Source organism: Gluconobacter morbifer G707, assembly GCF_000234355.1.
GTDB lineage: Bacteria > Pseudomonadota > Alphaproteobacteria > Acetobacterales > Acetobacteraceae > Gluconobacter > Gluconobacter morbifer.
Genome location: NZ_AGQV01000006.1, coordinates 132,752 through 157,746 on the forward strand (window position 1 = coordinate 132,752; position 24,995 = coordinate 157,746).

The 24,995-nt window shown below is 60.5% G+C and carries 26 protein-coding genes and 1 tRNA gene; 17 read left to right on the forward strand and 10 right to left on the reverse strand.

Annotated elements, in window-relative coordinates:
• The first annotated feature begins 276 nt into the window (after positions 1-276).
• Together GMO_RS09490 and GMO_RS09495 are read left to right on the forward strand one after the other, a co-directional pair.
• On the forward strand, positions 277-1,638 hold the full coding sequence (locus GMO_RS09490) for a beta strand repeat-containing protein (RefSeq protein WP_040508956.1): 1,362 nt from the start codon (positions 277-279) through the stop codon (positions 1,636-1,638).
• Between the two features lie 96 nt (positions 1,639-1,734).
• Positions 1,735-4,560, forward strand: coding sequence for a glycosyltransferase (locus GMO_RS09495; RefSeq protein WP_008852171.1), 2,826 nt, complete (start codon positions 1,735-1,737; stop codon positions 4,558-4,560).
• On the opposite strand, the gene GMO_RS09500 is transcribed toward GMO_RS09495, so the two are convergent.
• A complete protein-coding gene (locus GMO_RS09500) occupies positions 4,561-5,454 on the reverse strand; it encodes a rhamnan synthesis F family protein (RefSeq protein WP_008852172.1) in 894 nt (297 codons plus the stop codon). It lies immediately after the preceding gene.
• A gap of 119 nt (positions 5,455-5,573) precedes the next feature.
• Between GMO_RS09500 and GMO_RS09505 the strand changes: the two genes are divergently transcribed.
• On the forward strand, positions 5,574-5,855 hold the full coding sequence (locus tag GMO_RS09505) for an HU family DNA-binding protein (RefSeq protein ID WP_008852173.1): 282 nt from the start codon (positions 5,574-5,576) through the stop codon (positions 5,853-5,855).
• Positions 5,856-5,858: 3 nt separating this feature from the next.
• Here the strand turns inward: GMO_RS09505 and GMO_RS09510 are convergent.
• The 5 genes from GMO_RS09510 to GMO_RS09530 all read right to left on the reverse strand — a co-directional run bounded on the left by GMO_RS09510 (position 5,859) and on the right by GMO_RS09530 (position 8,573).
• Positions 5,859-5,933: transfer RNA gene (locus GMO_RS09510), tRNA-Gln, on the reverse strand.
• Between the two features lie 71 nt (positions 5,934-6,004).
• Positions 6,005-6,694 (reverse strand): hypothetical protein, encoded by a 690-nt coding sequence (locus GMO_RS09515; RefSeq protein WP_008852174.1) that lies wholly within the window; start codon positions 6,692-6,694, stop codon positions 6,005-6,007.
• 80 nt (positions 6,695-6,774) lie between these two features.
• Positions 6,775-7,596 carry a pyrroline-5-carboxylate reductase gene (gene proC / locus GMO_RS09520; protein ID WP_008852175.1) on the reverse strand — a complete coding sequence of 274 codons (822 nt, stop codon included), beginning with the start codon at positions 7,594-7,596 and terminating at the stop codon, positions 6,775-6,777.
• Between the two features lie 2 nt (positions 7,597-7,598).
• A complete protein-coding gene (locus GMO_RS09525) occupies positions 7,599-8,105 on the reverse strand; it encodes a type III secretion system chaperone family protein (RefSeq protein WP_008852176.1) in 507 nt (168 codons plus the stop codon).
• Between the two features lie 177 nt (positions 8,106-8,282).
• Entirely contained in the window at positions 8,283-8,573 is a 291-nt protein-coding gene (locus tag GMO_RS09530; RefSeq protein WP_008852177.1) for an accessory factor UbiK family protein, read from the reverse strand.
• A gap of 82 nt (positions 8,574-8,655) precedes the next feature.
• Between GMO_RS09530 and rfaD the strand changes: the two genes are divergently transcribed.
• Genes rfaD through pgeF form a run of 3 tightly spaced genes read left to right on the forward strand, consistent with a single transcriptional unit; the run spans position 8,656 to position 11,220 of the window.
• Complete coding sequence (gene rfaD, locus GMO_RS09535) at positions 8,656-9,636, forward strand: ADP-glyceromanno-heptose 6-epimerase (RefSeq protein WP_008852178.1); 981 nt, start codon at positions 8,656-8,658, stop codon at positions 9,634-9,636.
• An 11-nt stretch (positions 9,637-9,647) separates the two neighbouring features.
• Positions 9,648-10,454, forward strand: a complete 807-nt coding sequence (gene lgt / locus GMO_RS09540; RefSeq protein WP_008852179.1) for a prolipoprotein diacylglyceryl transferase — start codon at positions 9,648-9,650, stop codon at positions 10,452-10,454.
• The gene (gene pgeF / locus GMO_RS09545) at positions 10,447-11,220 is read left to right on the forward strand and encodes a peptidoglycan editing factor PgeF (protein ID WP_008852180.1); all 774 of its coding nucleotides are present in this window, start codon (positions 10,447-10,449) and stop codon (positions 11,218-11,220) included. The genes lgt and pgeF overlap by 8 nt, the downstream gene beginning before the upstream one ends.
• A 65-nt stretch (positions 11,221-11,285) precedes the next feature.
• Here the strand turns inward: pgeF and GMO_RS09550 are convergent, their stop codons facing one another.
• Complete coding sequence (locus tag GMO_RS09550; protein ID WP_008852181.1) at positions 11,286-13,397, reverse strand: catalase; 2,112 nt, start codon at positions 13,395-13,397, stop codon at positions 11,286-11,288.
• A 214-nt stretch (positions 13,398-13,611) separates the two neighbouring features.
• Between GMO_RS09550 and GMO_RS09555 the strand changes: the two genes are divergently transcribed.
• Positions 13,612-14,487 carry an SDR family oxidoreductase gene (locus tag GMO_RS09555; RefSeq protein ID WP_008852182.1) on the forward strand — a complete coding sequence of 292 codons (876 nt, stop codon included), beginning with the start codon at positions 13,612-13,614 and terminating at the stop codon, positions 14,485-14,487.
• Between the two features lie 17 nt (positions 14,488-14,504).
• On the opposite strand, the gene GMO_RS09560 is transcribed toward GMO_RS09555, so the two are convergent.
• The gene (locus GMO_RS09560) at positions 14,505-15,842 is read right to left on the reverse strand and encodes an MFS transporter (protein ID WP_008852183.1); all 1,338 of its coding nucleotides are present in this window, start codon (positions 15,840-15,842) and stop codon (positions 14,505-14,507) included.
• A gap of 202 nt (positions 15,843-16,044) precedes the next feature.
• On the opposite strand from GMO_RS09560, the gene GMO_RS09565 reads away from it, so the two are divergent.
• The 7 genes from GMO_RS09565 to GMO_RS09595 all read left to right on the forward strand — a co-directional run bounded on the left by GMO_RS09565 (position 16,045) and on the right by GMO_RS09595 (position 21,398).
• On the forward strand, positions 16,045-16,695 hold the full coding sequence (locus GMO_RS09565) for a 50S ribosomal protein L25/general stress protein Ctc (protein WP_040508961.1): 651 nt from the start codon (positions 16,045-16,047) through the stop codon (positions 16,693-16,695).
• Positions 16,696-16,698: 3 nt separating this feature from the next.
• On the forward strand, positions 16,699-17,271 hold the full coding sequence (gene pth / locus GMO_RS09570; RefSeq protein WP_040508964.1) for an aminoacyl-tRNA hydrolase: 573 nt from the start codon (positions 16,699-16,701) through the stop codon (positions 17,269-17,271).
• A 196-nt stretch (positions 17,272-17,467) separates the two neighbouring features.
• Positions 17,468-18,562, forward strand: a complete 1,095-nt coding sequence (gene ychF / locus GMO_RS09575) for a redox-regulated ATPase YchF (RefSeq protein ID WP_040509048.1) — start codon at positions 17,468-17,470, stop codon at positions 18,560-18,562.
• Entirely contained in the window at positions 18,555-19,811 is a 1,257-nt protein-coding gene (locus GMO_RS09580) for a glutamate-5-semialdehyde dehydrogenase (protein ID WP_008852188.1), read from the forward strand. The genes ychF and GMO_RS09580 overlap by 8 nt, the downstream gene beginning before the upstream one ends.
• 41 nt (positions 19,812-19,852) lie before the next feature.
• Positions 19,853-20,440: a nicotinate-nucleotide adenylyltransferase gene (locus GMO_RS09585; protein ID WP_040508967.1), complete on the forward strand. Its 588-nt coding sequence runs from the start codon at positions 19,853-19,855 to the stop codon at positions 20,438-20,440.
• Positions 20,441-20,448: 8 nt separating this feature from the next.
• The gene (gene rsfS / locus GMO_RS09590) at positions 20,449-20,934 is read left to right on the forward strand and encodes a ribosome silencing factor (RefSeq protein ID WP_040509052.1); all 486 of its coding nucleotides are present in this window, start codon (positions 20,449-20,451) and stop codon (positions 20,932-20,934) included.
• Between the two features lie 2 nt (positions 20,935-20,936).
• A complete protein-coding gene (locus GMO_RS09595) occupies positions 20,937-21,398 on the forward strand; it encodes a 23S rRNA (pseudouridine(1915)-N(3))-methyltransferase RlmH (protein WP_008852191.1) in 462 nt (153 codons plus the stop codon).
• An 87-nt stretch (positions 21,399-21,485) separates the two neighbouring features.
• Here GMO_RS09595 and GMO_RS09600 read toward each other — a convergent pair whose 3' ends face one another.
• Together GMO_RS09600 and GMO_RS09605 are read right to left on the reverse strand one after the other, a co-directional pair.
• Positions 21,486-22,184: a CHAP domain-containing protein gene (locus GMO_RS09600; protein WP_008852192.1), complete on the reverse strand. Its 699-nt coding sequence runs from the start codon at positions 22,182-22,184 to the stop codon at positions 21,486-21,488.
• 171 nt (positions 22,185-22,355) lie between these two features.
• A complete protein-coding gene (locus GMO_RS09605) occupies positions 22,356-22,706 on the reverse strand; it encodes a RidA family protein (RefSeq protein WP_008852193.1) in 351 nt (116 codons plus the stop codon).
• A 145-nt stretch (positions 22,707-22,851) separates the two neighbouring features.
• Here GMO_RS09605 and GMO_RS09610 point away from each other — a divergent pair, with 145 nt between their 5' ends.
• The 3 genes from GMO_RS09610 to GMO_RS09620 all read left to right on the forward strand — a co-directional run.
• Positions 22,852-23,508 carry an MBL fold metallo-hydrolase gene (locus GMO_RS09610; RefSeq protein WP_008852194.1) on the forward strand — a complete coding sequence of 219 codons (657 nt, stop codon included), beginning with the start codon at positions 22,852-22,854 and terminating at the stop codon, positions 23,506-23,508.
• A gap of 17 nt (positions 23,509-23,525) precedes the next feature.
• A complete protein-coding gene (locus GMO_RS09615) occupies positions 23,526-24,017 on the forward strand; it encodes a DUF192 domain-containing protein (protein ID WP_175282608.1) in 492 nt (163 codons plus the stop codon).
• A gap of 4 nt (positions 24,018-24,021) precedes the next feature.
• Positions 24,022-24,995: NAD-dependent epimerase/dehydratase family protein (locus GMO_RS09620; RefSeq protein WP_040508970.1), on the forward strand; the 974-nt coding region annotated here is incomplete at its 3' end.

The window sequence follows — 24,995 nt, forward strand, 5'->3', positions numbered from 1 at the left end:
CGTGAAAAGTGCAACCTTTCGGCTTGTCCGGGTATTTTTGACCGGGGTATTGCGTTTTCCCCCTTTCTTCCTTTTCCGGAGTGAAGAAAGATAACCGTGCATTGGGAACGGAACTGGGAAACTGTCCTGTTTGATTGTGACGACTTTAGGTTCGTGCCTTAAAACGTGTTTGCATCCTGCAGGCCGTGTTTGGTATAGACTGGAGTCGATACTCGATCATTTGGGTGGTCTCAGGGCTGCCAGTGCGAGACAACTTTGTTTTAGGAGCGCAGGGTAATGGCTGACATTACTACAGTTGTTGGCGCCTCCGGCCAGACTTTCGCAGTCACGGTCGATGGTGCCCAGGCCAAGACGCTCGCGGGACTTTACAGTTCTGCGGTGGCAGGCCTCAAGAGCAGCGCCCATTATGATCTGACGTCTGGCAGCAACTCCATCACGGGTGGAAGCGCTGCACAGGGCCTGATCAGTTCGGGTGGCTATTATACAATCAATGGTGAGCTTGGTTACATTGCTGCCGGCAGCTACGGGGACTCTTCGAACCCGCAGGATACGCTGAACAGCGGTGTGGCAATCGACCTGCGGAACAACACGGCTTCGTCCGTCAGTGTTCTCGCCGGCGATCAGGCTGGTGTTACGGTGTATGCCGGTGACCAGAGCGGTTCGTTTGTTGGTGGCCTCGGGGACAACGTGTTCCTTGGCAGCGGCAAGACGGGCAGCTGGAACGTTGCTACGGGTTCGGGCAATGACACGATCTTGGGCACCAATGGTAACAGCACCATCGACGGCGGCACGGGCGACAACCTGATCTATCTGGGTAGCGGCACGAATGTCGTCCGTTCGGAAGGTCAGGATACGATCGACGGCGGCGGCGGTGTTGACACCGTGACCCTGCTGGGCGGCAGCTCTGTCGTGAGCCTGCAGAACAATGCAACGGTTTACGACACGACCGGCCACAACGATGTTACGGTTGGCAGCAACAGCAGCATCACCGGCGGCAGCTCGAGCACGTACTTCACCACGGGCAGCATGTCCACGATCTCCGGTGGCCAGAACGATACGATCTCGGCTTCGGGCGATCTGGAACAGATCCGCGGTTCCGGCAACAACCTCAGCGTTGGTGGCTCGCTCACCTTCCTGAACGGCACCGGTTCCACGACGATCACGGCTGGCAACGCCACCCTCTTCGGCGCTTCCGGTCAGGACATCCAGTACACGGGTACGTCTGGTACGGCTCTGTACGTGGCTGGCGATGGCAGCGAGACGATCGACGCCTCCGCTTCCAAGACGGCTATCAATGCGTTCGCTGGCACGGGCGACGACACCATCATCGGCGGTTCTGCTGCTGATACGATGGTCGGTGGTTCGGGCAACGCGACCCTCACGGGTGGTTCGGGCGCAGCTAACCTCTTTGCTCTCGTTGATGGCAAGGCTGGTGGCGACTACACCATTACTGACTTCGGCAGCGCAGCCGGTAACCTGGTGGCCCTGTACAACTATGGCCTGAACAGCAACACGCTGCAGACGGTCCTGAACGACGCGACAGTCAGCGGTGGCAACACCACGATTGCCCTGTCCGACAACTCCAAGATCACTTTCGTTGGTGTCACGGATCTCAAGACTTCCAACTTCACTGGCTAATTGATCTGTTCCGTCTTCGGGCGGAGGATTGTAGAAAAGAGCTGGGTCTTCTAGGCCCAGCTCTTTTTTTGTTTTCCCGTCCGGATTTTTGCTTTCATGACTTCTGTATTTGAGCCTGAACAGACTGATTTTCTCGGTGCGGAAGGTGATCCGGAAAAAATCCTTCTGGATAGTTACCGGAGTTCGGCGCGTCTGAACGGAATGCGGGCTGATGGCCTTCAGGGAGAAAATGCTCACCTTCGGCATCAGATTAATCTGATGCACAGGTCCCTCTCCTGGCGGGTGACGATGCCGTTGCGGGCTCTTCGGTCCCTCAGTCTGGGACGTCTGCCCTCCGGAAAGCCGTTGAAGGTTGCCTCGGAAGAACTGTCGGAGCTGTGGCATGAAGGGGGGCTTCCTGCGGTTCGACAGGCTCTGGGGAAAAAGGCAGCGGTCTATCGCCGGCAGCGCATGGAAGTGCGGCAGGCGCGGAAGAAAGCCGGCCTGAAGATCGATCCTTCAGTCGCGGAAGCTGCGGCCTCGCCGGAAAGCGCGACGGAAGAAGAGCGTTCTGCGTTGTCATCTCCCGGCCGGAAGCAGGCATCGGAGGCTTTGTATGACGATGTTCTGGATTTGCGGGCCACGCCTCTGGCGCCGCGCATTCTGATTATTGCCGAGATGAGCCTGCGTCAGTGCGCGAAGTATCGTGTCTGGCAGAAACGCGATGCTTTTGAGGCGCTGGGATGGACGGTTCAGGTTGTGGACTGGCGGGACATCGTGGTGGCCATGTCTGCCCTGCAGCTTTGCACCCATGTGATTTTCTATCGTGTGCCGGGATTTGATGATGCCCTGAAGCTGGTGCACGAGGCGCATCGTCTCCGTCTGAAGCCGCGATGGGAGGTCGATGATCTGATCTTCGATGCGGATGAGTATCGTCAGAACGGCAATATCGACAGTCTTCCCAGGTCCGAGCGGGATCTGCTGATGTCAGGGGTCGTGCTGTTCCGCAAGTGTATGCAGGCCTGTGGCCGGGGCGTGGCATCCACGCGGGCGCTGGCGGGAGCCATGAAGGCAGCCGGTCTGTCAGATGTCGATATTGTGGAAAATGCGCTTGATCGCGAAACGCTGGAGATTGCCGCTTCGCTGCCGCCTTATTCCGGAAGCGATGACGGGCGCGTCTGGGTGTCTTACGGATCCGGCACGAACACGCATGACGAGGATTTCAGGCAGGCGGAAGCGGGTCTGCTGGCGGCGATGGAAGAAGAACCGCGGTTATGTTTGCGTGTGATCGGGCAGCTGACGCTTTCGCCTGCGTTTGATGCTTTTGGAGACCGGATTGATCGTCTGACCGAGCTTTCCTATCGCGATTATCTGCAGGCGCTGTCTGAAACCGATATTGCGATTGCGCCTCTGGAGGCGACGCTGTTCAACGATTGCAAGAGCAACATCAAATTTCTGGAAGCCGCAGTGGTGAGGGTCGCTGCTGTCTGTTCGCCGCGGGATGCGTTTCTGGCGGTTATCCGCAATGGGGAAAACGGGTTGCTTGCGGTCACGACGGATGAATGGCGGCAGGCTTTTCTGACGCTGGCGCGTGATCCTGCCCTGCGTGCACGCCTTGCGGACGTGGCTCACGGGGATGTTCTGGACCGTTATGCGCCGGACGCCATGGCGCAGACGCAGGTGCGGGCGCTGTTCGGCATGCCGCCGGCGCCCCGGAAGCGCGACAGGCTGCGTGTCATGGTGGCGAATGTCTATTTTGCGCCGCGTTCTTTCGGGGGCGCCACGATTATTGCCGAGGAAATGGCCTATCGCCTGAAGGAGCAGGGGGTAGAGGTGGGTGTGCTGACCTCCCGACCGCATCTGGAGGGACGGCTGTCGGGGAACATCCGGTATGTCACGAACGGGGTGGATGTTCTGTCGGCGATTGTGCCGGGGGACTCGGATGTCATTGCGTCTCTCGATAATCCTCATATGGCCGAGCAGTTTGCGGGCTGGCTGGAGGCCTATCAGCCGGATGTGGTTCATATCCATGCGGCGCAGGGGCTGGGGACGGCCATGCTGCGTCTCTGTCAGGAGCGGGGTGTGCCTTATGTTCTGACGCTGCATGATGCCTGGTGGCTGTGCGACCGGCAGTTCATGGTGCGTGAGGACGGGAAATACTGCTTCCAGACCAGGATTGACGAGCGGGTCTGTCAGGCCTGTCTGCCGCATGCCCGGCATCTGGAGGATCGGCGTGTCATCATGCATCAGGCACTGGCAGAGGCCGCTCTGCTCATCAGTCCGTCGGAAGCGCACCGGCAGCTTTATCTGGCCAATGGTGTGGAGCCGGCGCGTATCGTCGTGAACCGGAACGGTTTCCGCTGGCCGGAACGGCCGCACTGCAGGCGCGAAAGAGGTGCTCCTTTACGGTTCGGGTTCGTTGGCGGAACAGAGGCCGTCAAGGGTTATCCGACCCTGCGGAAATGCATGCAGTCTCTCAAGCGCGGCGACTGGGAGCTGGTGCTGGTGGATAACAAGCTCAATCTGGGTTTTGCGTCCATTCATCCGGAAGACTGGTCTGTCAGGGGGACGGTACGGATTGTTCCGGCTTATGGGCAGGATGGGCTGGACGATTTCTATGATCGGATTGATGTCCTGCTGTTTCCGTCCCAGTGGAAAGAAAGTTACGGGCTGACGGTGCGCGAGGCGCTGGCGCGGGACGTCTGGGTTGTTACGACGGCGCCGGGGGGACAGTCTGAAGACGTTGTGGATGGTGTGAATGGCACGTATCTGCCGCTGGACGGAAAGGCGCAGACGCTGGCGCGGGCAATCGAGGCTCTTCTGGACAGTCCGGAGCGGTTTGAGGGCTATGTGAATCCCTTCAAGGATCGTCTGGCGACGTATGAACAGCAGGCGTCCGAGTTGCTGGGGTATCTTCAGGATGTGGCCCGCGACGCGTCTTGATCAGCGTCCGAGCAGCAGGGCAGGAAGGGCGCGGCGTCGGTCTTCGCTGGCGATGGCCTGAACGAGACGGGCCCGGAAGCCTGCGCGTTTCTGCTGATGGCGGGGAGGATGGAACGCCAGGTAGCGGGCAATCCAGTCCGGATTGAAAAAAGCCGGGTCCGGTATTTCCTGCCGCCACAGGGATGCGGAGGCGATGCCGCTTGGATTGTCCCGCAGGAGTTCTGTCTTGATGAACGGGGCGCGGCCTGAATGCAGGACCGTGCGCCAGTCCGTATGCATGGGATTGAGGGAGAGCAGGCGGGCCAATCCGCGGCGGCTGCTCCATGAGGCGCCTGTTTCAAGGCCGGAAGCCTTCAGGGCCAGCCCAAGGCCCAGTTCGCCGTGAAGAACGATCTCCGGTTTGCTCATTTCCGTGAAAGGCTGCTGGAAGACACGCCGGATGGCCGGATGATCCAGCGCCTTGCGGTTCATGACCATAAACCAGGATTGCAGGTGCTGGACCACGGCTTCGGAACGGACCATGCCCCAGACATCATGATTCTTCTGACGCATGGTGTCCATCAGGGAGGGAAGCGGGGTCAGGGGGCCGAAGACGCTGTCATTCGCGAAAAGGATTTCCTCGGCGTCTGCGTCGCATCCCTGTGCCAGCAGTTCCTGCCAAGCGCCGAAATCGAGGCCTGTATTGGAGCGCGGATGGAAGGTTGCGCAGATGGAAGGATCGGTTTCCGCCAGTGTACGGCGGAGCATTTCCGCAATGCTTTCCGCTGCGGGGTCGGAGACGGCAATATGGAGATGGAAACCACAGGCTGCAATCTGGCGTAAAAGATGGTGTGTATGCGGGGCCAGCGTCCCGGAAGGATCGTAATAGGCAAAAAGGCAGACAGAGCGCGACATGGGGACACCGGGGTTTTGAAACGTTCGAGAATTCTGGATTTTGTCAAAGACGTCCTGTTTCTTGTCTGAAATTCCGATCCACCGGTCTATAGTTTATCTGTTGTTCCGGGAGTTTGCATATGAGTAAAGCTTTTCTTGCCGCTGTTCTTCAGGATTCGATCCAGTGCACCGGCGTTGTGGCGCAGCGGGCCGCCAATGATCTTCTGGATGCGATTATTGAGGAATTACGGCAGGAAGGGCGGTTTACCCTGCCTTCGTTCGGGACGTTTACTGTCTGTGAAACGGGAGCGCGTCAGGCGGTCAATCCCCGGACTGGCGCGCCCGTCGAGGTGCCGGCGAAGCGGACAGTGCGCTTCAAGGCCAGTCCGGGCCTGAAGCAGACGCTTGATAAGGAAGAATGAGACTGGCTGGGGTGGGAGGATTCGAACCTCCGCATGGCGGAATCAAAATCCGCTGCCTTACCACTTGGCTACACCCCATCGGAAACTGGTCCGCTGTATTGGCCGGTTCGGGTTTTAGTCCGAACCGACGGGCTTCGTAAAGCCCGAACTCAGGATTCCAGTTCCAGATCGTGATCCGGCAGGCCGGTATTGGCCATGGCCTCATCCATCTTGCGGCGAGGGGACGGTTTCAGGATACCAAGACGCTCGGCACGGCCGAGGGCGCTGTCGAGAGCGGCCATTGTGCTGGACAGGTCGGAGCTTTCGTCTTTTTCCCATGCCCGGAAGGCATGCCCCCAGACGGCGGCAAGAGCGTTGACCCGCCATATTCCGCCCAGACCGGCGCAATCCACGCCTGCGGCTTCGGCGAGCCAGCGCATGGAATCCAGCGTGGCACCGGTGAGCAGGGCTGCGAGCGGCGGATCATAGGGCAAGGCATGCAGGACGGCACGCAGGCCTTCGCGGTATTCCTGAAAAATGTCGAAGCGGCGCATCATCAGGTCGAACAGATACTCGCGCAGCGTTCCGCCGTTTCCGTCATCACGCAGGGCGCTTTCATCTGCCAGCCGTCCCAGCAGAAGGAGCAGAAGCGGTTTGACCGGATAGAGCGCACGGACTTTCTCGACCGGCAGCCCGGCATCACGGGCAGCCTCCACAAGGGAGAAGCGATGCCAGCCCCGGTCGCCCGCAAGGGTCAGGGCGGACTGTAAAAGGGCAAGGTCAAAGGCTTCCCTGTCCATTTCCGACCGGCTTTCCGAAGCCATATCGTCGGTTGCAAATGGATCCTGCCGTTCGTCCATACCCGTCTCCTGTCTGTGAGGACTGCCTTATGGTGGGAGTGCCTGCTGCTGGCAACAAGTCCTCTACCATAAACAAATAACTAGTTCGCCAGTTCGTCGGCCCGTTTCGTCGCGGCGTCAACGGCTTTTTCAACCGTCCGGGGCCAGGCGTCAGGAGCCATCAGGATTTCGAGTGCGGCGGCCGTGGTTCCTTTCGGACTTGTGACGGCCTTGCGGAGTTCATCGGCGTTTTCGGGCATGTCATCAAGCATTCTGCCGGCGCCGTAGATGGTGCCACGGGCCAGACGACGGGCGATCTTGGGGGAGAGCCCTTCCGTGATGCCGGCTTTTTCAAGCAGCTCCGCCAGCAGGAAGACATAGGCCGGACCAGACCCGGAAATGGCCGTGACGGCGGAGAGGTCTTTTTCATTGTCCAGCGTCACGACATCGCCAACCGCGAACAGGAGGTCGTGACAGACGGTTTTCTGTTCTTCCGTGGCTGCCGGAGGAGCGTAAAATCCGCTGATGCCGGCGCCGATGGCGGAAGGAGTGTTGGGCATGCCGCGCAGGACGGGGATATCCGCGCCGGCTTTTTTCGCGGCTTCAGAAAGCGAAGCGCAGGTGCGACCGGCCATGACGGACAGGATGGCGGTTCGGGCTAGTCTCGGGCCAAGGGCGGCGCCAAGTGCTGCGATCGTGTCGTCCGCGGCGCCGGGCTTGACCGCGAGGACGATGATGTCCGGCTGAAAATCCGCCGGGATCTCGGATGGGGTTCGGACAATGCGGACATCATCGTCCGAACCGGTGCGGTGACGGTCGAGGACAACCAGACGTGGCGGCGTGGGGGAGGCGAGCCAGCCATCGAGCAGCGCGCCTCCCATCTTGCCGCAGCCTGCCAGAAGGATTGAGGGAACGGATGGCACGGTCAGGCGTCTCCGGCGCAGTCAAGCATGGCGGCATCCAGGGCGGCCTGTGGTGCTTTTCCACCCCAGAGTGCGAACTGGAAGGCCGGATAGAAACGTTCACATTCGGACATGGCGATATCGATGAGGTCTTCCATGCTTTCGCCGGGCAGTGTCCTGACGCCCCGCATGAGCAGGGTATGGCGGTAAGCGGGGGTTCCGGTTTCCGGATCGATGGTGAAATGGCCGACCCAGAGGCGGTTATTGGCCAGCGAGACCAGTTCATGCACGTCACTGCGGCGTGCCGCGGGAGAGCGCAGATCCAGCATGCAGTTCAGATGCAGGGCGGACAGTTCGTCAGACCATGTGAAATGCAGGGTGTAATCACACCACTGACCGGGAGCCTGCGCGACCATTTCGGTCGGGGCGAGGCGTTCGAAATCCCATTCGTACAGGCCCATGACCTGTTCCATCAGGTCGAGCGGATGGGATTCGGTTTCCTGGAGGGATGAAGTGGTCAGGGCAGGCATGGCGTGTCTCCCAAGGCCGTGGCGCCTGGCACCGGCGGTGCGCCGGCGCGGCGCTCCAGATGTCTGCGTCCGGAAAGAGGGTTCCACTTTCCGGTATGACCACGTTATGGGGCGTTTGGGCTCCGTGCAAGTATTACCGCACGGAGCCCGGCATCTCTGCCACAGATGTGTTGCAGATCAGCCCTGAGGACCGCCCTTTTCTTCGGTGGCCAGTTCTTCGACGGCGGTAAGACGCGATTCGATGGCGCTGAGGCGGGCTTCCGTTTCGGCCTGAGCCATGCGGGCGCGGGTTGCCATTTCCTGCACGGCGTCGAATTCGTCCCGGCGGACGAGGTCGAGGCTGTTCAGGATTTCGTCCACACGGGTGCGGATGATGGAATGGAGCTCCTCGCGGGCGCCGGTCATGGCGGAAAAGGCATTGCCGGCGAGGCCGGCGAGGTCATCGAAAAAGCGGGGGCGGTCGGACATGATGGAATCTCCTGCGGGTGGGCGGCGTGTCGTCTGTGGCGCGTCGCTTGGATCGTTGTGTGGGGCAGACTATACAGGAAGGATGATTATCGTCACCGGCGGGGCCGGATTCATTGGCTCATGTCTGCATGCCGCCCTCCGTCTCCGGGGGTACAGGACTGTTATTGTCGACCGGCTGCATGACGGGGGGAAGTGGCGCAATCTTGCGTCCCATGCGCCGGATCGCATCATTACGCCCGAGGAGCTTCCCGGTTTTCTGGCAACCGAGCCCCAGGTCGAGGCCGTGTTCCACATGGGAGCCGTCAGTGCGACGACGGCCCGGGACGGGGATCTTGTCTGGTCCACGAACGTGGCCCTGTCCCAGAGACTCTGGCAGTGGTGCGCGCGGCGTGGTGTGCGGATGATCTATGCGTCCTCGGCTGCGACCTATGGCGCGGCGGACCGGCCGGAACTTTTCCATGACGGGCTGGACAGCATCGACCATCTGAAGCCGCTGAACCTGTATGGCTGGTCCAAGCAGGCTTTTGACCTGTGGGTAAAGCGGGAAGTGGAAAGCGGGCATCCCGTGCCGTCGCAGTGGGTGGGACTGAAGTTTTTCAACGTCTATGGGCCGAACGAGTATCACAAGGGGTCGATGATCTCTGTGGTGAAGGTCAAGTATGACGAGCTGCTGACGGGTCATGCCGCGCGTCTGTTCCGGTCGGATGTGCCCGGGCTTGCGGACGGGGAGCAGAAGCGGGACTTCATCTGGGTCGGTGATGTGGTGGAAGTCATGCTCTGGCTTCTGGATCATCCGCAGGTCAGCGGTCTGTTCAACTGCGGCACGGGTGTTGCACGGAGTTATCTTGATCTGGCCCATGCTGTCTGTGATGCCATGCACCGCGCGAGAGATGTCGAATTCATTGACATGCCAGAGAAGCTGCGCGGGCAGTATCAGTCTTTTACCTGTGCGGATATGAGCCGTCTGCGCGCTGCTGGTTATGATCGGCCGTTTACGTCCCTGGAAGAGGGAATTGGCCGTTATGTCCGTGATTATCTGTCCCGACCGGAGCCCAATCTTTGAGCCATCCCCTGATGTTCCCGGGGTTCGACCCGGTTGCCTTCCATATCGGTCCGCTGTCCGTGCGCTGGTATGCGCTGGCCTATATGGTGTCCTTCATCATTGCGCTGCCTGTTGCCAAGAGGCTGTGCCGTCTGTCGCCGGCTGTGGCGACGGGAGAGCAGGTGGATGACTTCCTGTTCTATGCCATTCTGGGCGTTCTGCTGGGGGGGCGGCTTGGCTACGTCCTGTTTTACCGGCCGCTGGATTATCTGTCCCATCCGCTGGAGATCGTGAAGACCTGGGATGGGGGAATGTCGTTCCATGGCGGGGCGCTGGGCGTCATTCTGGCGCTGGCCTGGTTCGCGCACAGGAACCGGTTCAGTTTTCTGGGGTTTTCGGACCGGATTGTGCCGGTGGTGCCGATTGGCCTTGGACTGGGCCGCTGCGCCAATTTCGTGAACGGGGAACTGTGGGGGCGTCCGGCGTCTCCGGATCTGCCTTGGGCCATGGTGTTCCCGACGGGGGGTCCGCTGCCGCGGCATCCTTCTGAACTTTACGAAGCCCTGACAGAAGGGGTTCTGCTTCTGTGTGTGATGCTGTTTGCCGCGGGGAAGCCGGTTCTGCGGGCGCATTTCGGTTTCCTGTCCGGGCTGTTTCTCTTCGGATATGCCTGCGCCCGGAGTTTCTGTGAATTTTTCCGGCAGCCGGATGCGAATATCGGCTTTCTGCCCGGGGGTGTGACGATGGGGCAGATTCTCTGCATTCCCATGGCGCTCGCGGGGATCGGGCTGATGACCTATGCATTCAAACGTCCTGCGCAGGAGACGGCTCATGTCTGATGGTGAATGGTTCCTGCGCAGCGGGATTCTGAATGTTTCGCATGGTTTCTTTACGCGCGAGGGCGGCGTTTCCCCGGCGCCCTATGACACGCTCAACTGTTCGCTGAATTCCCAGGATGAACAGGCGAATGTTCTGGAGAACCGGGCCCGGGTCGCGAAGGAAATCGGGGTCGAGCCGGCGAATCTTCTGGGACTGCGTCAGACGCATAGTGATGTGACGGTTCCGGTGACGTCCGGGACGTCCCTGTGGAAGATCGGTGACGGGCCGGATGGCGATGCGCTGGCGACGGACCGGCCGGATGTGGCGGTGGGCATCATCACGGCGGATTGTGGGCCGGTGCTGCTGTCTTCGGCGGACGGGAAGATTGTGGGGGCGGCTCATGCCGGGTGGCGTGGAGCGGCCGGGGGCATTCTGGAATCCGTCATCAGGCAGATGCAGACGCTCGGCGCGAAGGAAATCGTCGCGACGGTTGGTCCCTGTATTGGTCCGGAGAGCTATGAGGTCGGGTCGGATATGCACGCCGATGTGCTCAAGCAGGATGGGGAAGCGGAACAGTTCTTTCTGCCGGGGCAGAAGGAGGGGCATTTCTATTTCAACCTGCCGGGATACTGCCTGTTCCGTCTGAAGCGGGCGGGACTGAAGACGGTCAATTCCTTGGGTGTGGATACCCTGACCAATCAGCGGTTCTTCAGTCACCGGCGGCGTACGCTGGCGGGTGGCGGTCAGATCGGGCACCAGATTTCGGTGATCCGGGCCAAAGGCTGAGGGATGACATGAAAAAGCCGGGGCGTTGACCCCGGCTTTTTTTTGTACTGGACGGCTGGTGACGTTCAGACGGCGTGTGTTCTGGTTTCCCGGTCCCAGAACCGGAGTTTCCGGCAGGCTTCGATGAAGGACTGGAAGTCTCCCGCCGTGTTGAGGGGCAGGATGCCGGGGTCGATGTCGTCCGGTGTGATGCCGCCTTTGGCCAGCAGGGGGCGGGCGTCCTTGCCGTAACCGATGAATTTGGCGTGCGCGAAGGCGTCTGCCACGAAGTCACGGGCGGTCGCCTCACCGGTCAGCAGCTTGGCACCGCTGGCGGAGGGGAGCAGGACCACGGCGTCATACAGAACAGACGGGGCGCCGACGATTTTCTGGTCAGCGGCCAGAACCTTGCCGTCCGAGAGTTTGACGCTGCCGACGACGGGCGCCACGAGTTCGAGAATTGTCCCTTCGGCGTCTGCGGCGTCCTTCAGGGCATGGAGCAGGCCCGTATCCGTTCCGTCCGTGACCAGAACACCGATCTTGCGCCCCTTGAAGCTGGAAGGACCGTTCTTGAGGATGCTCAGGGGGTTGGAGGGCGGCAGGTCCGTCAGGGGTTCGCGGGCAGGGGGAGCCGCCTCAGGAAGGGACGTCAGGCCCAGCCCTTTCGCGACGCCCCGCGCCAGCTTTTCATCGACGTTCAGCAGATGGGCGACGACCCGTTCGCGGATGGCCGGGGTCTGGCATTTGCTGAGTTCGAAGACGAAGGCGTTCTTGATGTGCGTCTGTTCGGGCGGGGTCTGGCTGATGAAGAACTGCCGGGCCTGGCTGTAGTGATCGGCGAACAGTTCGCCCCGTTCGCGGGTTTTCTGGCCGCTCAGTTTTTCAGGGTAATGTTTGTAGCCGGTGGTCGGATTTTCACGCGGTCCACGGCCCCAAGAGTTGGGCTCGTAATTGGCGCGGCCCCTGGGGTTGTGCATGGCCATATGGCCGTCCTGCTGGAAGTTTTGGAACGGGCATTTGGGTGCGTTAATGGGGATGTGGGTGAAGTTCGGGCCACCGAGGCGCTTTGTCTGGGTGTCGAGATACGAGAAGTTCCGGCCCTGTAGCAGGGGGTCGTTCGTGAAGTCGATACCGGGGACGACGTTCTGGGTGCAGAATGCCACCTGTTCCGTCTCGGCGAAGAAATTGTCCACTGTGCGGTCCAGCACCAGGCGGCCGATGCGACGGACGGGCACCAGTTCCTCGGGGATGAGCTTCGTGGCGTCGAGGATGTCGAAATCGAATTTGTCGGCGAAGTCATCGTCGAAAAGCTGCACGCCCAGTTCCCATTCCGGGTACTGCCCGGACTGGATGGCGTCCCAGAGGTCACGGCGATGGAAGTCGGGGTCTGCGCCGTTGATCTTGACGGCTTCGTTCCAGACGACTGACTGCAGGCCCTGCTTCGGCTTCCAGTGGAACTTCACGTAGGTGGATTTGCCTTCGGCGTTCACCAGACGGAAGGTATGGACGCCAAAACCTTCCATGAAGCGGAAGGACCGGGGAATGGCGCGGTCGGACATGATCCACATGAGCATGTGGACCGTTTCCGGGGAAAGGGAGGCGAAATCCCAGAAGTTGTCATGGGCCGACTGGGCCTGCGGAAAGCCGGAGTCTGGCTCTTCCTTCACGGCGTGGACCATGTCGGGGAACTTGATGGCGTCCTGAATGAAGAAGACGGGAATGTTGTTGCCGACGAGATCCCAGTTGCCTTCTTCCGTGTAGAGTTTTACGGCGAAACCGCGCACGTCACGGGCCACGTCGAAAGAGCCGCGGCCGCCGGCGACCGTGGAGAACCGCACGAAAGCCGGAACGCGGACACCGGTTTTTCCCAGAACGCTGGCTGACGTGTAGTCGGACAGGGAATCCGTGAGTTCGAAATAGCCGTGAGCGCCGTAGCCGCGGGCGTGGACGACGCGTTCGGGGATACGTTCATGATCGAAGTGGAAGATCTTCTCGCGGAAGTGGAAGTCTTCCAGTAGCGCGGCACCGCGGGCGCCGGCTTTCAGGGTGTTCTGGTCATCGGCGACGGCAACACCCTGCTGGGTGGTCATGGTGGGGGTGTCGCTGCCTGCGACCTGATGGGTGGCGCCCTGGGGCCCGCGTTCCACGGTCTGGTCATTGATCGTGACGGTCGTACGTTTGTCCGAACTGTCTGTCATGTCGTGTGGCCTCTTTCGTGAACCCGCGGGAATGTGACTGGATCGCAGGCCCGGTGATCTGGAGGGAAACAGCCGTGCGCAGGGCTGTGATGGTCTAAGAAGCCGGGAACTGGACAAATGTTCCGGAAAATATTTCCTGAAAATATTCTGAACCGGGGAGGAAGATGTCTCGTTGATCGACACGATACATGCCTTGCTGGACAGGAAATGACCGATGTCCGTTGACCCCCGTCACTGTTATCCCCGCCCTCCTTTCAAGGCGCAGCCACAGCGCTTTCCCGGCCTGTCTTCGAAAATGACGCCGGAACCGGATTATGGTGAGAAAACCTACAGGGGATCCGGGAAGCTGAAGCATCAGGTTGCTCTGATCACGGGGGGTGATTCCGGGATCGGACGGGCGGTTGCACTGGCCTTTGCCCGGGAAGGGGCGGATGTCGCCATCGCTTATCTGGAGAGCGAGGAGTCAGATGCCCGCGATATTGCGGCGCAGGTGGAAGCGGAGGGCCGGCGATGCGAACTGCTGCCGGGGGATCTGCGGGATGCGAAGCATTGCAGCACCATCATCGAGCAGATCATCGAAAAATTCGGGCGCCTGGATATTCTGGTTAATAATGCCGCCTTCCAGAAAGCGCGGGCGAAGCTGGAACAGGTGACCGAAGAGGAATGGCAACGTCATTTCGATACCAATACGTCGGCTCTCTTTCATCTGACCAAGGCGGCATTGCTGCATCTGAAGCCCGGGGCGAGCATTATCAACACGTCTTCGGTCAATCTGCGTGTTCCGCAGCCGATTCTTGTGCCGTATTCCATGACGAAAGCCGCGATTGCGAATTTCACGGTCAGCATGGCGCAGCAACTGGCCGGACGGGGCATCCGGGTGAATGCGGTTCTGCCGGGTCCGATCTGGACGCCTTTCATTGCGACGGGCATGCCAGTTGAGGATCAGGAAGAGTTCGGGACCGATGTTCCGCTGGGCCGGCCGGGGCAGCCGGCGGAACTGGCCGGAGCTTACGTCTATTTCGCGGATCCGTTGAACAGCTACACCTCCGGAGCGCTTCTGACGGTTAATGGCGGAACACCGATGCTCTGAGGCGGCGGTCAGCGGTCTCAGGAGACAGGAACGGAAAGCGCCGGCTCGTCATCGAGCGGGCGTTTTTCTGTTTTGGGGCCGAAGATCAGTGTGACGGCAGCACCTGCGAGCAGGACGGCGGTTGTCAGGCCGAACACGCCCGGGAAGCCGGTTGCCGGATAGAGCCAGCCGATCAGGATGGGAGCGGAGAGGGCGCCGAGGCGGGAGATGGCGGCGGCCAGTCCCATGCCACGGGCGCGCAGGGACGTGGGGAACAGTTCGGGCGTGTAGGCATAGATGCCGCCGTATGTTCCGTTCATGAAGAAGGACATGAGGATACCGCTGGCGAGAATTTGCGCAGGTGTCTGGCTGGCGGTCATGCCGATCGCGCTGATGCCGCCCAGGACCATGAAGAGGGCGACGGTTGTGCGGCGTCCGATGCGTTCCGTCAGCAGGGCGGCGGCCATGTATCCGGGAAGCTGTGCGGCATAGATGGAAATGGCGTAACCGAAGCTGCGGGTAATGGTCATGCCCCGGGCGATCATGAGGCTCGGGATCCAGGTGAAGAAGGCATAGAAGCTGAAGGTAATGGCGAGCCACATGATCCAGCTCATGAAGGTGGTGCGCCGCATCGGGGGTTCGAACAGGGTCTTCAGGGGAGGCGCGGGGGCGATCTCGCAGGTTCCGGGTGGGACTGATCCGGGTTCCAGTCCGGCATGGCGCTCCATCTGTCCGACGATCAGGGAGGCTTTTGCCGTCTGGCCGCGCCGGGCCAGCCAGCGGGGGGATTCGGGCAGGGCGCGGCGCCACCAGAGCAGCATCAGGATGGGAAGGCCAGTGCAGGCCAGGGCCCAGCGCCAGCCATCCGGAGATGCAGGGATCAGCAGGAAGCCGAGAATGGCGGCTGTGACGTATCCGAAGGAATAGAAGCCTGTCAGGGCGGCCGTGAAGGCGCCGCGGTAGCGGTTTCCGACGAATTCGCTGAGATAGGGGGCGATGATGGTGCCTTCCGCGCCGGCGCCCAGACCGGCAATCAGGCGGAAAATGTAGAAGCCGCCGAAAGACGAGGCCTGGGCGGAAAGCAGGGAGCCGATGGCGTACACGATCAGGGCGCTCATCATGACGTATCGGCGGCCTGCCCGGTCCCCGAGCCATCCGGCCAGCAGGGCGCCGAGTCCGTAACCGAGATAGGTGGCGCTGCCGAGAGTGCCGAGTTCCGGGCCGGTCAGGTGCCACTGGGTTTTCAGCATGGGGAGCGTGAAAGCCACGATGGCAGAGTCCAGCCCGTCGAACGTGTAGCCCAGACCGCCGAGGAGAAGCAGTTTCCAGTGAAAGGCGGTAAAGGGCAGGCGTTCGATCCGGGCGGCGATGGTCATGGGGGCGGGACAGTGTTCTGGACGTTGCGGAAAGGAAAGAAAGCCTATCCGTGGCGGTGTGTGGGGTCCAGAGAGGAGGCGTGAGGCAGCGGTGGGAGCGGAAAAGGTTGTGTTATGCGGTTTTTTCCGCTAATCCGCCGCTCGCACGGGCACCCCTGGAGGTCCGTGTTTGACGAATAATTTCATACGCAGGAGCGTAACAGTGGCTAAATTGACGACACTCGCTGTCTCCCCGCGCGCGAAGGCTGGTAAGGGGGCAGCGCGCGCTACGAGACGTCAGGGACTGGTTCCCGCCGTGGTTTACGGTGGCAAGCAGGAGCCTGTCATTATCTCCCTCGACCCCCGTCTGGTTCTGAAGGAACTGCACCGTGGTGGCTGGTCCTCCCGCGTGTATAACCTGCAGGTCGAGAGTGGCGAGCCTGTCCCGGCCCTGATCCGTGACGTTCAGCTGCACCCGGTCACCGATGCTCCGCTGCATGTGGACTTCCAGCGCGTTGCCGCCGGTCACAAGGTTCATGTCCAGGTGGCCATCGCCTTCACGGGTGAAGAACAGGCTCCGGGCATCAAGCGCGGTGGCGTTCTGAACGTTGTGCGTCACTCCGTGGACGTCGAGGTTGATCCGGTCAGCATTCCGGAACACTTCACGGTCGATCTGAGCGCGCTCGACATTCATGACAGCGTGCGCTGGGAAGACCTGAAGGGCACGGAAGGCGTTGTGCTGACGAGCGGTCAGAGCGCGGACATGGTGATCGCCTCCATCGCGCCGCCGACGATCGACGCCGAGATGGAAGCCGAAGCTGCCGCCAAGGCTGCTGCTGAAGCCGAAGCTGCTGCTGCACCCAAGAAGAAGTAAGTCATGAGGCTCTGGACCGGTCTCGGCAACCCCGAGCCGGGGATGAGCCGTCATCGACACAACATCGGCTTCATGGCGGTTGACGAGATCGCCAGGCGCCACGGTTTCACGCCGTGGCGCAAGCGCTTTCGGGGGGAGACGTCCGAAGGTGTGCTGGGGGGGGGGCAGAAAATTCTGCTCCTCAAGCCGATGACCTATATGAACCTGTCGGGTGACAGCGTTCAGCAGGCCGCGCAGTTCTTCAAGATCGCGCAGGCCGATATTACCGCCTTTCATGATGAACTCGATCTTGCCTTCGGCAGGCTGCGCATCAAGCGCGGTGGCGGTGCGGCCGGTCACAACGGGTTGCGGTCCATGGACCGGTGTCTTCCGGGGCCGGATTACTGGCGGGTCCGGATGGGCATTGGCCATCCGGGGCACAAGGACCGGGTGACGGGGCATGTGCTGGGCAATTTTTCCAAGGCTGAAGAGCCGGAGCTGGAGCGCTGGCTTGAAGCCATCGCGGATGCTGCTCCCATTCTGGCCAGGGGCGAGAATGAAGCCTTCATGACGAAAGTGGCGCTTCTGACGGGCTGAAATGCTGTCAGGTTAAATACAGATATTTTGCTGTCGCCTCTGTGGTCGTGGTTTTTTCAAATCGCGAAATTATAAGGCGTGGCCCGTGTTTTGTCGGGGCGGGCTGTTGTTTGCTACGCCGGTTTCTGCGAACACAGGGCAACGGATTTTCAAGCTGTGGCCGCCATTTTGCGTGGCCTGAGAGATGGAGAGCATCATGGGTTTTAATTGTGGCATCGTCGGTTTGCCCAATGTTGGTAAATCCACGCTGTTCAATGCCCTGACGGAAACGGCGGCGGCACAGGCTGCGAATTACCCGTTCTGTACCATCGAGCCGAATACGGGGCGTGTTGCGGTACCGGATGCGCGGCTCGATACGCTGGCGCGGATTGGCAAGTCCCAGCGGACGATACCGACGAGCCTTGAGTTCGTGGATATTGCCGGGCTCGTCCGGGGCGCGTCCAAGGGGGAAGGTCTGGGGAACCAGTTCCTGGCCAACATCCGTGAAGTGGATGCGATCATCCATGTGCTGCGCTGTTTCGAGGATGATGACATCACCCATGTGGAAGGGGGCGTCGATCCGGTTCGGGATGCGGACATCATTGAAACCGAATTGATGCTGGCGGATCTGGACAGTCTGGAGAAGCGGCAGGTCAATCTGCAGAAGCGTGCCCGCGGAAATGACCGCGACGCACAGGCCCAGCTTGAACTGATCGAACCGCTGATCGCGGCGCTGCGTGAGGGGCGTCCTGCTCGGACTGCCGTGCCCGAGGGGCAGGAAAAGGAGGCTGCACGTCTTCAGCTCCTGACCACGAAGCCGGTTCTGTATGTCTGCAATGTCGAGGAAGCCTCCACGGCGACGGGCAATGCGCATTCGGAGGCTGTCCGGCGGCGGGCTGAAGAGGAAGGGGCAGGCGCGGTGGTTGTCTCGGCTGCCATTGAGGCCGAAGTCAGCCAGCTGCCACCGGAGGATCGCACGGAATTCCTTGAAGGGCTGGGGCTGAGTGACAGCGGGCTGGATCGTGTCATTGCGGCTGGTTACAGTCTTCTGGGGCTTCGGACCTATTTCACGGTTGGGCCGAAGGAAGCGCGGGCCTGGACGATTACGGAAGGCACCAGGGCCCCGCAGGCTGCGGCGGTGATCCACAATGATTTCGAGCGCGGATTTATCGCGTGTGAGACCGTGGCTTTCAACGACTATGTGGCCTGCAACGGGGAAGCGGGGGCAAAGGAAGCCGGAAAGTTGCGGATCGAAGGCAAGGACTATGTTGTGCAGGACGGTGATGTCCTGCTGTTCCGGTTCAATGTCTGAAGCACGGGCCGTTCTGAAAGGCCTGACGGACAGGGCCCGTCAGGCAGGTCGTTCGCTGGCGCGGGCGAAGACGGCTGTGCGTAATGAGGCCCTTCGGGCTGCTGCTGCTGCCCTGCGGTCACGCTCGGAGCAGATCGTTCTGGCGAACCGGCAGGATCTGGACGGGCTTTCCGCGGACCGGACGGTGGCCTTCCGGGACCGTCTGACCCTGACGCCGCAGCGGGTCGAGGCCATGGCGAAGGGTCTGGAGGATGTGGCGGCGCTGCCGGATCCGGTGGGACGTGTCCTTGCGGAGTGGGATCGGCCGAACGGGCTTCATTTCCGTCGTGTGGCGGTGCCGATCGGTGTGATCGGGATGATTTACGAAAGCCGTCCCAATGTCGGGGCGGATGCGGCCGCTCTGTGCATCAAGTCCGGAAATGCCGTGATCCTGCGTGGGGGCAGGGAAAGCCTTCATTCCGCCCGCGCCATTCAGGATGCCATGGCGCAGGGGCTGGAAGAGGCGGGGCTTGATCCGGCCTGTGTGCAGATCCTACCTTCGGCTGACCGTGCGCTTGTGGGGGCCATGCTTCAGGCCGCTGACGGCATTGACCTGATCATTCCGCGCGGTGGCAAGGCGCTTGTGGAGCGCGTTCAGCAGGAGGCGCGGGTGCCGGTTTTGGCCCATGCGGATGGGCTGAATCATACTTATGTTCACGCCAGTGCCGATTTCGGCATGGCGCGGAAGGTTCTGCTGGATGCCAAGATGCGGCGGACGGGTATCTGTGGAGCGACGGAAACCCTGCTGATTGACCGGGCGATGGCTCCGGAACTCCTGCCGCTTCTGATCGCGGATCTCTCGGCCAAAGGGTGCACTTTCCGGGCGGATGACGCTGCAAGGGCCATCGTGCCATCCCTGCCCGTGGCAAAGGCTGAAGATTTCGACACGGAATGGCTGGATTCCATCCTGTCCATTGCGGTTGTGGACGGTGTGGAGAGTGCATTGTCCCATATTGCACGGCACGGCAGCCGCCATACGGAGGCGATCATTGCGGAAGACGCGCAGGCTGCGGCGGACTTTTTGAACGGTACGGACAGTGCGGTCGTTCTGTGGAATGCGTCCACGCAGTTCTGTGACGGCGGGGAGTTTGGATTCGGCGCCGAGATCGGTATCGCCACGGGGCGGATGCATGCCCGTGGGCCAGTGGGACTCGAGCAGTTGACCTGCTACCGTTACGAGGTGACGGGTAACGGGCAGGTACGAGGCTGACGCAGATTTCACAGATTCCGACTTTTGGTGATGGTCGCAGGATGCGAATCGGGTTGCTTGGCGGGTCCTTCAACCCGGCTCATCCGGGGCATCTGCAACTGGCGCGGCGGGCATTGCGGGCTTTGCGGCTGGACCAGGTCTGGCTGATGGTCTCGCCGGGCAATCCGCTCAAGCCCCGCAAGGGCATGGCATCTTTCAAGGCGAGGCTGGCGTCAGCGCGGCGGCTTGCGGATGGGCGGCGCATTTTTGCGACCGATATCGAATCGTGTCTGAAGCAGCGTTACACGGTCCGGACGGTGACGTTGCTGAAGCAGCGTTTTCCGCATGTCCATTTTGTCTGGCTGATGGGGGCGGATGGTCTGGCGCAGCTCTCGCATTGGAAGAACTGGCGCAGGCTGGCGGCTCTGGTGCCGATTGCCGTTCTGCCCAGACCGGGAAGTGTCTCGCCTGCCCTGAGAGGGGCGGCAGCGTCCGTGCTGCGGTGGCATCGCGTACCGTCCCGGCAGTCGCCCGTGCTGGCGAATCGAAAAGGGGGAGCGTGGACGTTCCTTTCTGCCCCGCAGAACGATATATCGGCTACAGCGTTGCGTGAGTCCGGGCAGGTGTGTCCGGAACCGGATCAGGAGTAAAAACCATCATCAAGACGACTTCCACCGACCCGCAGGTTCCGGTAACCCCGCGCAAGAAAGCGGCGGCGGCTGGTCCGAAGAAAGCCGCTGCCAAGCGCACGAAAGCGCAGCCCGATGTGCTGACGAAGCTGCTTGGCATCATCACGGCCAGCCTGGAAGATGACAAGGCTGAAGATATTGTGGTGCTTGATCTGGTAGGGCGCGCCAGTTTCGCTGATTCCATGGTGATTGCGACTGGTCTGGCTGACCGTCAGATTGCGTCCATGGCGCATCACATCGAGCGCAAGCTGGGTGAAGAAGGCCACAAGAACATTCTGGTCGAGGGCGCCAATGGCAGCGACTGGGTGCTGCTGGATGCCGGCGACATTGTTGTTCATCTTTTCAAGCCGGAAAGCCGGGAGCTGTATGCTCTTGAGCGGATGTGGGGCGCGGACCTCGATGCGCTGGATGCTGAGGAAGTGGCTGTAGGCCAGGGCAGCGACGAACAGGACTGACAATGAAACTGGTCGCGATTGGCCGGTTGAAGGCAGGACCGGAACGGGATCTGTTCGAGCGCTACGCAGCGCGACTCCGGCCTGCCCTCGATGTGGTTGAGCTGAACCCTTCCAAAGGGTCTGCCAAGGAACAGAAGCGGCGTGATGCAGCGGAGCTTCTGGGAGCGTGTCCCGAAAATGCCCTGGTGGTGGCGCTGGATGAAGGCGGGAAAACGCCTGACAGTTCCCGTTTCGCCGGGATGATGTCACGCTGGCAGGAATCGGGACGGCCGGTTCATTTCATCATTGGTGGGGCGGAAGGGCTTGACCGGTCCGTGATCGAGCGGGCCGATGCCGTCATTTCTCTCGGAGCGCTGACCTGGCCGCACATGCTGGTACGGGTCATGCTTGCTGAACAGGTCTTTCGTGCCCAGGCGATTAATAGCGGTCATCCCTATCATCGCACATCGCGACCGGACGACTGACAGACGTCTTCAGAACGGACGAATCGGAAAAGGCAGACTGTCAGGACAGTCTGCCTTTTTTCGTTGGGGCATCAGGATGGGCTGTGTTCAGCGAATTGAGCGATTCGGAGCATCTGATGTGAAGGCATCGTCCGGGGCTTCAGCGACTTCCGTTGTGCTCATGGGGTGGTTCAGCGGGCTGCTACCCTGAATGGTGCCGCGATGACGGAAGGTCGTCGCGCGGGCAAGCACCACCTGCGGGGCTGCGTTCTGACCATCCGGGCGGCTGTAAATGAAGCCATAGGTCGGATAGATGCTGCCAAGGCGGCCGCTGCTGTCATTGAGGGAGACGCGGACGGCGCTCCAGTCATTGTTGGGGGAAACGTCCACGACGCGGACATTCCGGGCCACCCCGTTCGAGTTCCAGTGGGACTGGTCGATATAGATCGTCCGGTTGTCTTCGACGGCCCGGACAACGGCGACATGTCCCAGAGGCATGCGGCGGATACCGCGGAAGTTCAGGATGGAACCGGCTTCCGGTGCGTTGCCCCGGGCGTAGACCCCGGCGGCATTATACCACCAGTCACGGGCGTTACCGCGGAGGGAGACTTCCGAAGCCTCCTTGGCGAACGCCACGCATTGAAGCACGTGACCATATCCGCCGCGATGGACGCTGTGATGCCGGAAAGATGCCCGGTGCGTGGCGTGGCCACGAACGTGCCGTGCCTCGGCATGGCCCGAAAAGAGCATGACTGCTGCAAGCGCCAGAGTAGAGAAGAAAGATTTCCGGCAACTTTTTTGCGTCACGATCTTTATGATCCTGTGATGGGGTGTGTTATCGGGGTTACAGGGAGGTAACAATCTTCCTGCAACCCTGACAAGTGCCGAATGCAGAGCTTTGGCCTAAAATTTCGTTTTGAACGAAAATCCTTTGCCTGCCCCACTCTGCCATCAAGATGCCTTATTTGTCCGGACGAGTTATTTCGTGGTGGTCAGCATGATTTCCACGAGAACGCGCGGGTCTGCCATTTCGGCCTGAACGCAGGCGCGGGCGGGTGCCATGTTTGCGGGAAGCCATGCGGACCAGACGCGGTTGAGGGCGTCGCGGTCACTGATGGACTTCAGCCAGATCTGGGCCTGGAGGATGCGGGTGTTGTCAGTGCCATGTTCTTCAAGGATCTCGTCCAGTTGGGCCAGAATGTCGCGTGTCTGACCTTCGGCATCCAGGGAAAGATCGCGGGCGACGACACCCTGCGTGAAGATGAAGCCGTGATATTCGACCGCTTTCGAGAGAATGGCGTTCGGTTCCGTGCGGATGATGCGGCTCATGTCGGAATGTCCTCTTGAGATTATGGGAAGAATACGGAGGCCACATTGACTGCCAGTTCAGAGGCGGTCAATCGGGATGGCTTGTGATGATCTGGCGGAGCCTGTATCGCCCGGAGAAGGATGAACTGCGGAGAGCAGGAAGATCATGGCTTCTCTCGAAGTGCAAAGAATACCCGTCACGCCGTTGCGACAGAACTGCACTGTTCTTTCTGACGGACAGGGGCGGGCTGTCGTGATTGATCCGGGTGGGGATGTTGATGATCTGCTGACCGCGGTTGAAGGGCAGGTTGTGGAGGCCATCCTTCTGACGCATGGACATTTCGATCATGCCGGCGGGGCTGATGCTCTGCGTGAGCGACTGAATGACAGACAGGAGACGCGTGTTCCCGTGCTGGGGCCGGACAGGAGGGATGCTTTCCTGCTGTCCGGTATTGAAGCGCAGGCGGCCAGTCTGGGTCTGAGCGGACTGCGCAATGTGAAGCCGGACCGGTTTCTTGCGGGAGGTGAGACGCTCTCGCTTCTGGGGCATGAACTGACGGTTGAGCATGTGCCGGGTCATACACCGGGGCATGTCGTCTTTATTGATCGGGCCAGTCAGCGGGCGATCGTGGGGGATACGCTTTTCCGGAATACGGTAGGGCGCACCGATTTTCCGTATGGCGATCATGAGGCCCTGCTGGCAGGCATAAAGCGGCATCTTCTGACATTGCCGGAGCATACCGTGGTTCTGTGCGGCCATGGTCTTCCCACGACAATTGGTGAAGAGCGGCAGTCTAATCCATTTTTTGCGCACCAATTCTGAATTTTTAAGGATAACTGATGATGCGTCGGCTTGTATTGGGTGTTTTGACGGCTGTTCTGGGTGGAGCCGCGACGTCTGTCGTTCCGGTTCAGGCGCAGGAAACGATTACGAAAGCGCAGGCGGAATTGCCGACATCTTCGCTGGTGATCCGGACGAAAGACGGGCAGGCGCATCATTTTACGGTGGAACTGGCCAAGACGCCCCGGGAACAGGAGGTCGGCGAGATGTTTCGGACCAGTCTGCCGAAGGATCGGGGGATGCTCTTCCTGTGGCCGCATCCTCAGGTCTCCGATATGTGGATGCGGAATACGCTCGTTCCACTGGATATCGTTTTCATCGACGCGACGAATCATGTGCATGCCATCGTCGAAAATGCTGTTCCGCGGAGTGAAGCCATTCTCAGCAGTCAGGGAGAGGTGGCGAATACGCTTGAGCTTGCAGGCGGGGTCACGGCGGAACTGGGAATTCAGGTCGGGGATGAGGTCAGTGGCGCTTCTCTGAAGCGTTGAGCCTGTGACGAAGATCTTAATTACGGGCGTTGCGGGATTTATTGGATCCCATGTTGCTCAGGCTTTTCTGGATCGTGGCACCGAGGTGATCGGTATTGATACACTGAATGACTATTACGATCCGGCTCTCAAGAAAGCACGTCTGGCGCGTCTCGCGGGTCGGAAAGGTTTCGGGTTTCAGAAGCTGGATATTGCTGATCGGGATGGGGTGCAGGAACTGATCGGCCAGCATCCTGATATTGAGGGGATTGTGCACCTGGCAGCGCAGGCTGGTGTCCGGTATTCGCTGGTAGATCCGTATTCCTACGTCAATGCCAATGTCATGGGGCAGGTTGTTCTTCTGGAAGCGGCCCGGAAGCTGAACAACCTCCGGCATTTCGTCTATGCGTCATCCTCTTCTGTTTATGGACGCAACAGATCTCTGCCGTTTCGGGAAACGGACCGGGTTGATGAGCCGGGATCGCTGTATGCTGTCACGAAGCGGGCAGGCGAACTGGCATCGTCTGCATATGCCTATCTGCATGGTCTGCCACTGACGGGGCTGCGGTTTTTTACGGTCTATGGGCCCTGGGGCAGACCGGACATGGCCTATTACGGTTTTGCCAGGGCAATCTGGGAGGGCCGTCCCCTTACGCTTTACGACGGGGATGGGCTGGCAAGGGATTTCACCTACATTGATGATATCACGTCAGGCGTTCTGGCGGTTTTTGACAGGCCGCCCCTGAAAAGTGAGAGAAAGGCGCGGGTTCTGAACCTGGGTGGGGACTGTCCGCAGAAAGTGACCCGGCTGATCGATCTGCTGGAGAGCAATCTGGGGAAAAAGGCTGTCATCCATCGGCAGCCGAGACCTGCCGCGGACATGGAATCGACCTGGGCGTCTTTGGACGAAATTGAGCGTGTCTGTGGCTGGAAACCGGTTACGAACCTGCCTGCAGGGGTGGAGCGGTTCTGTCACTGGTTCAGGGAATTTCACGCAGA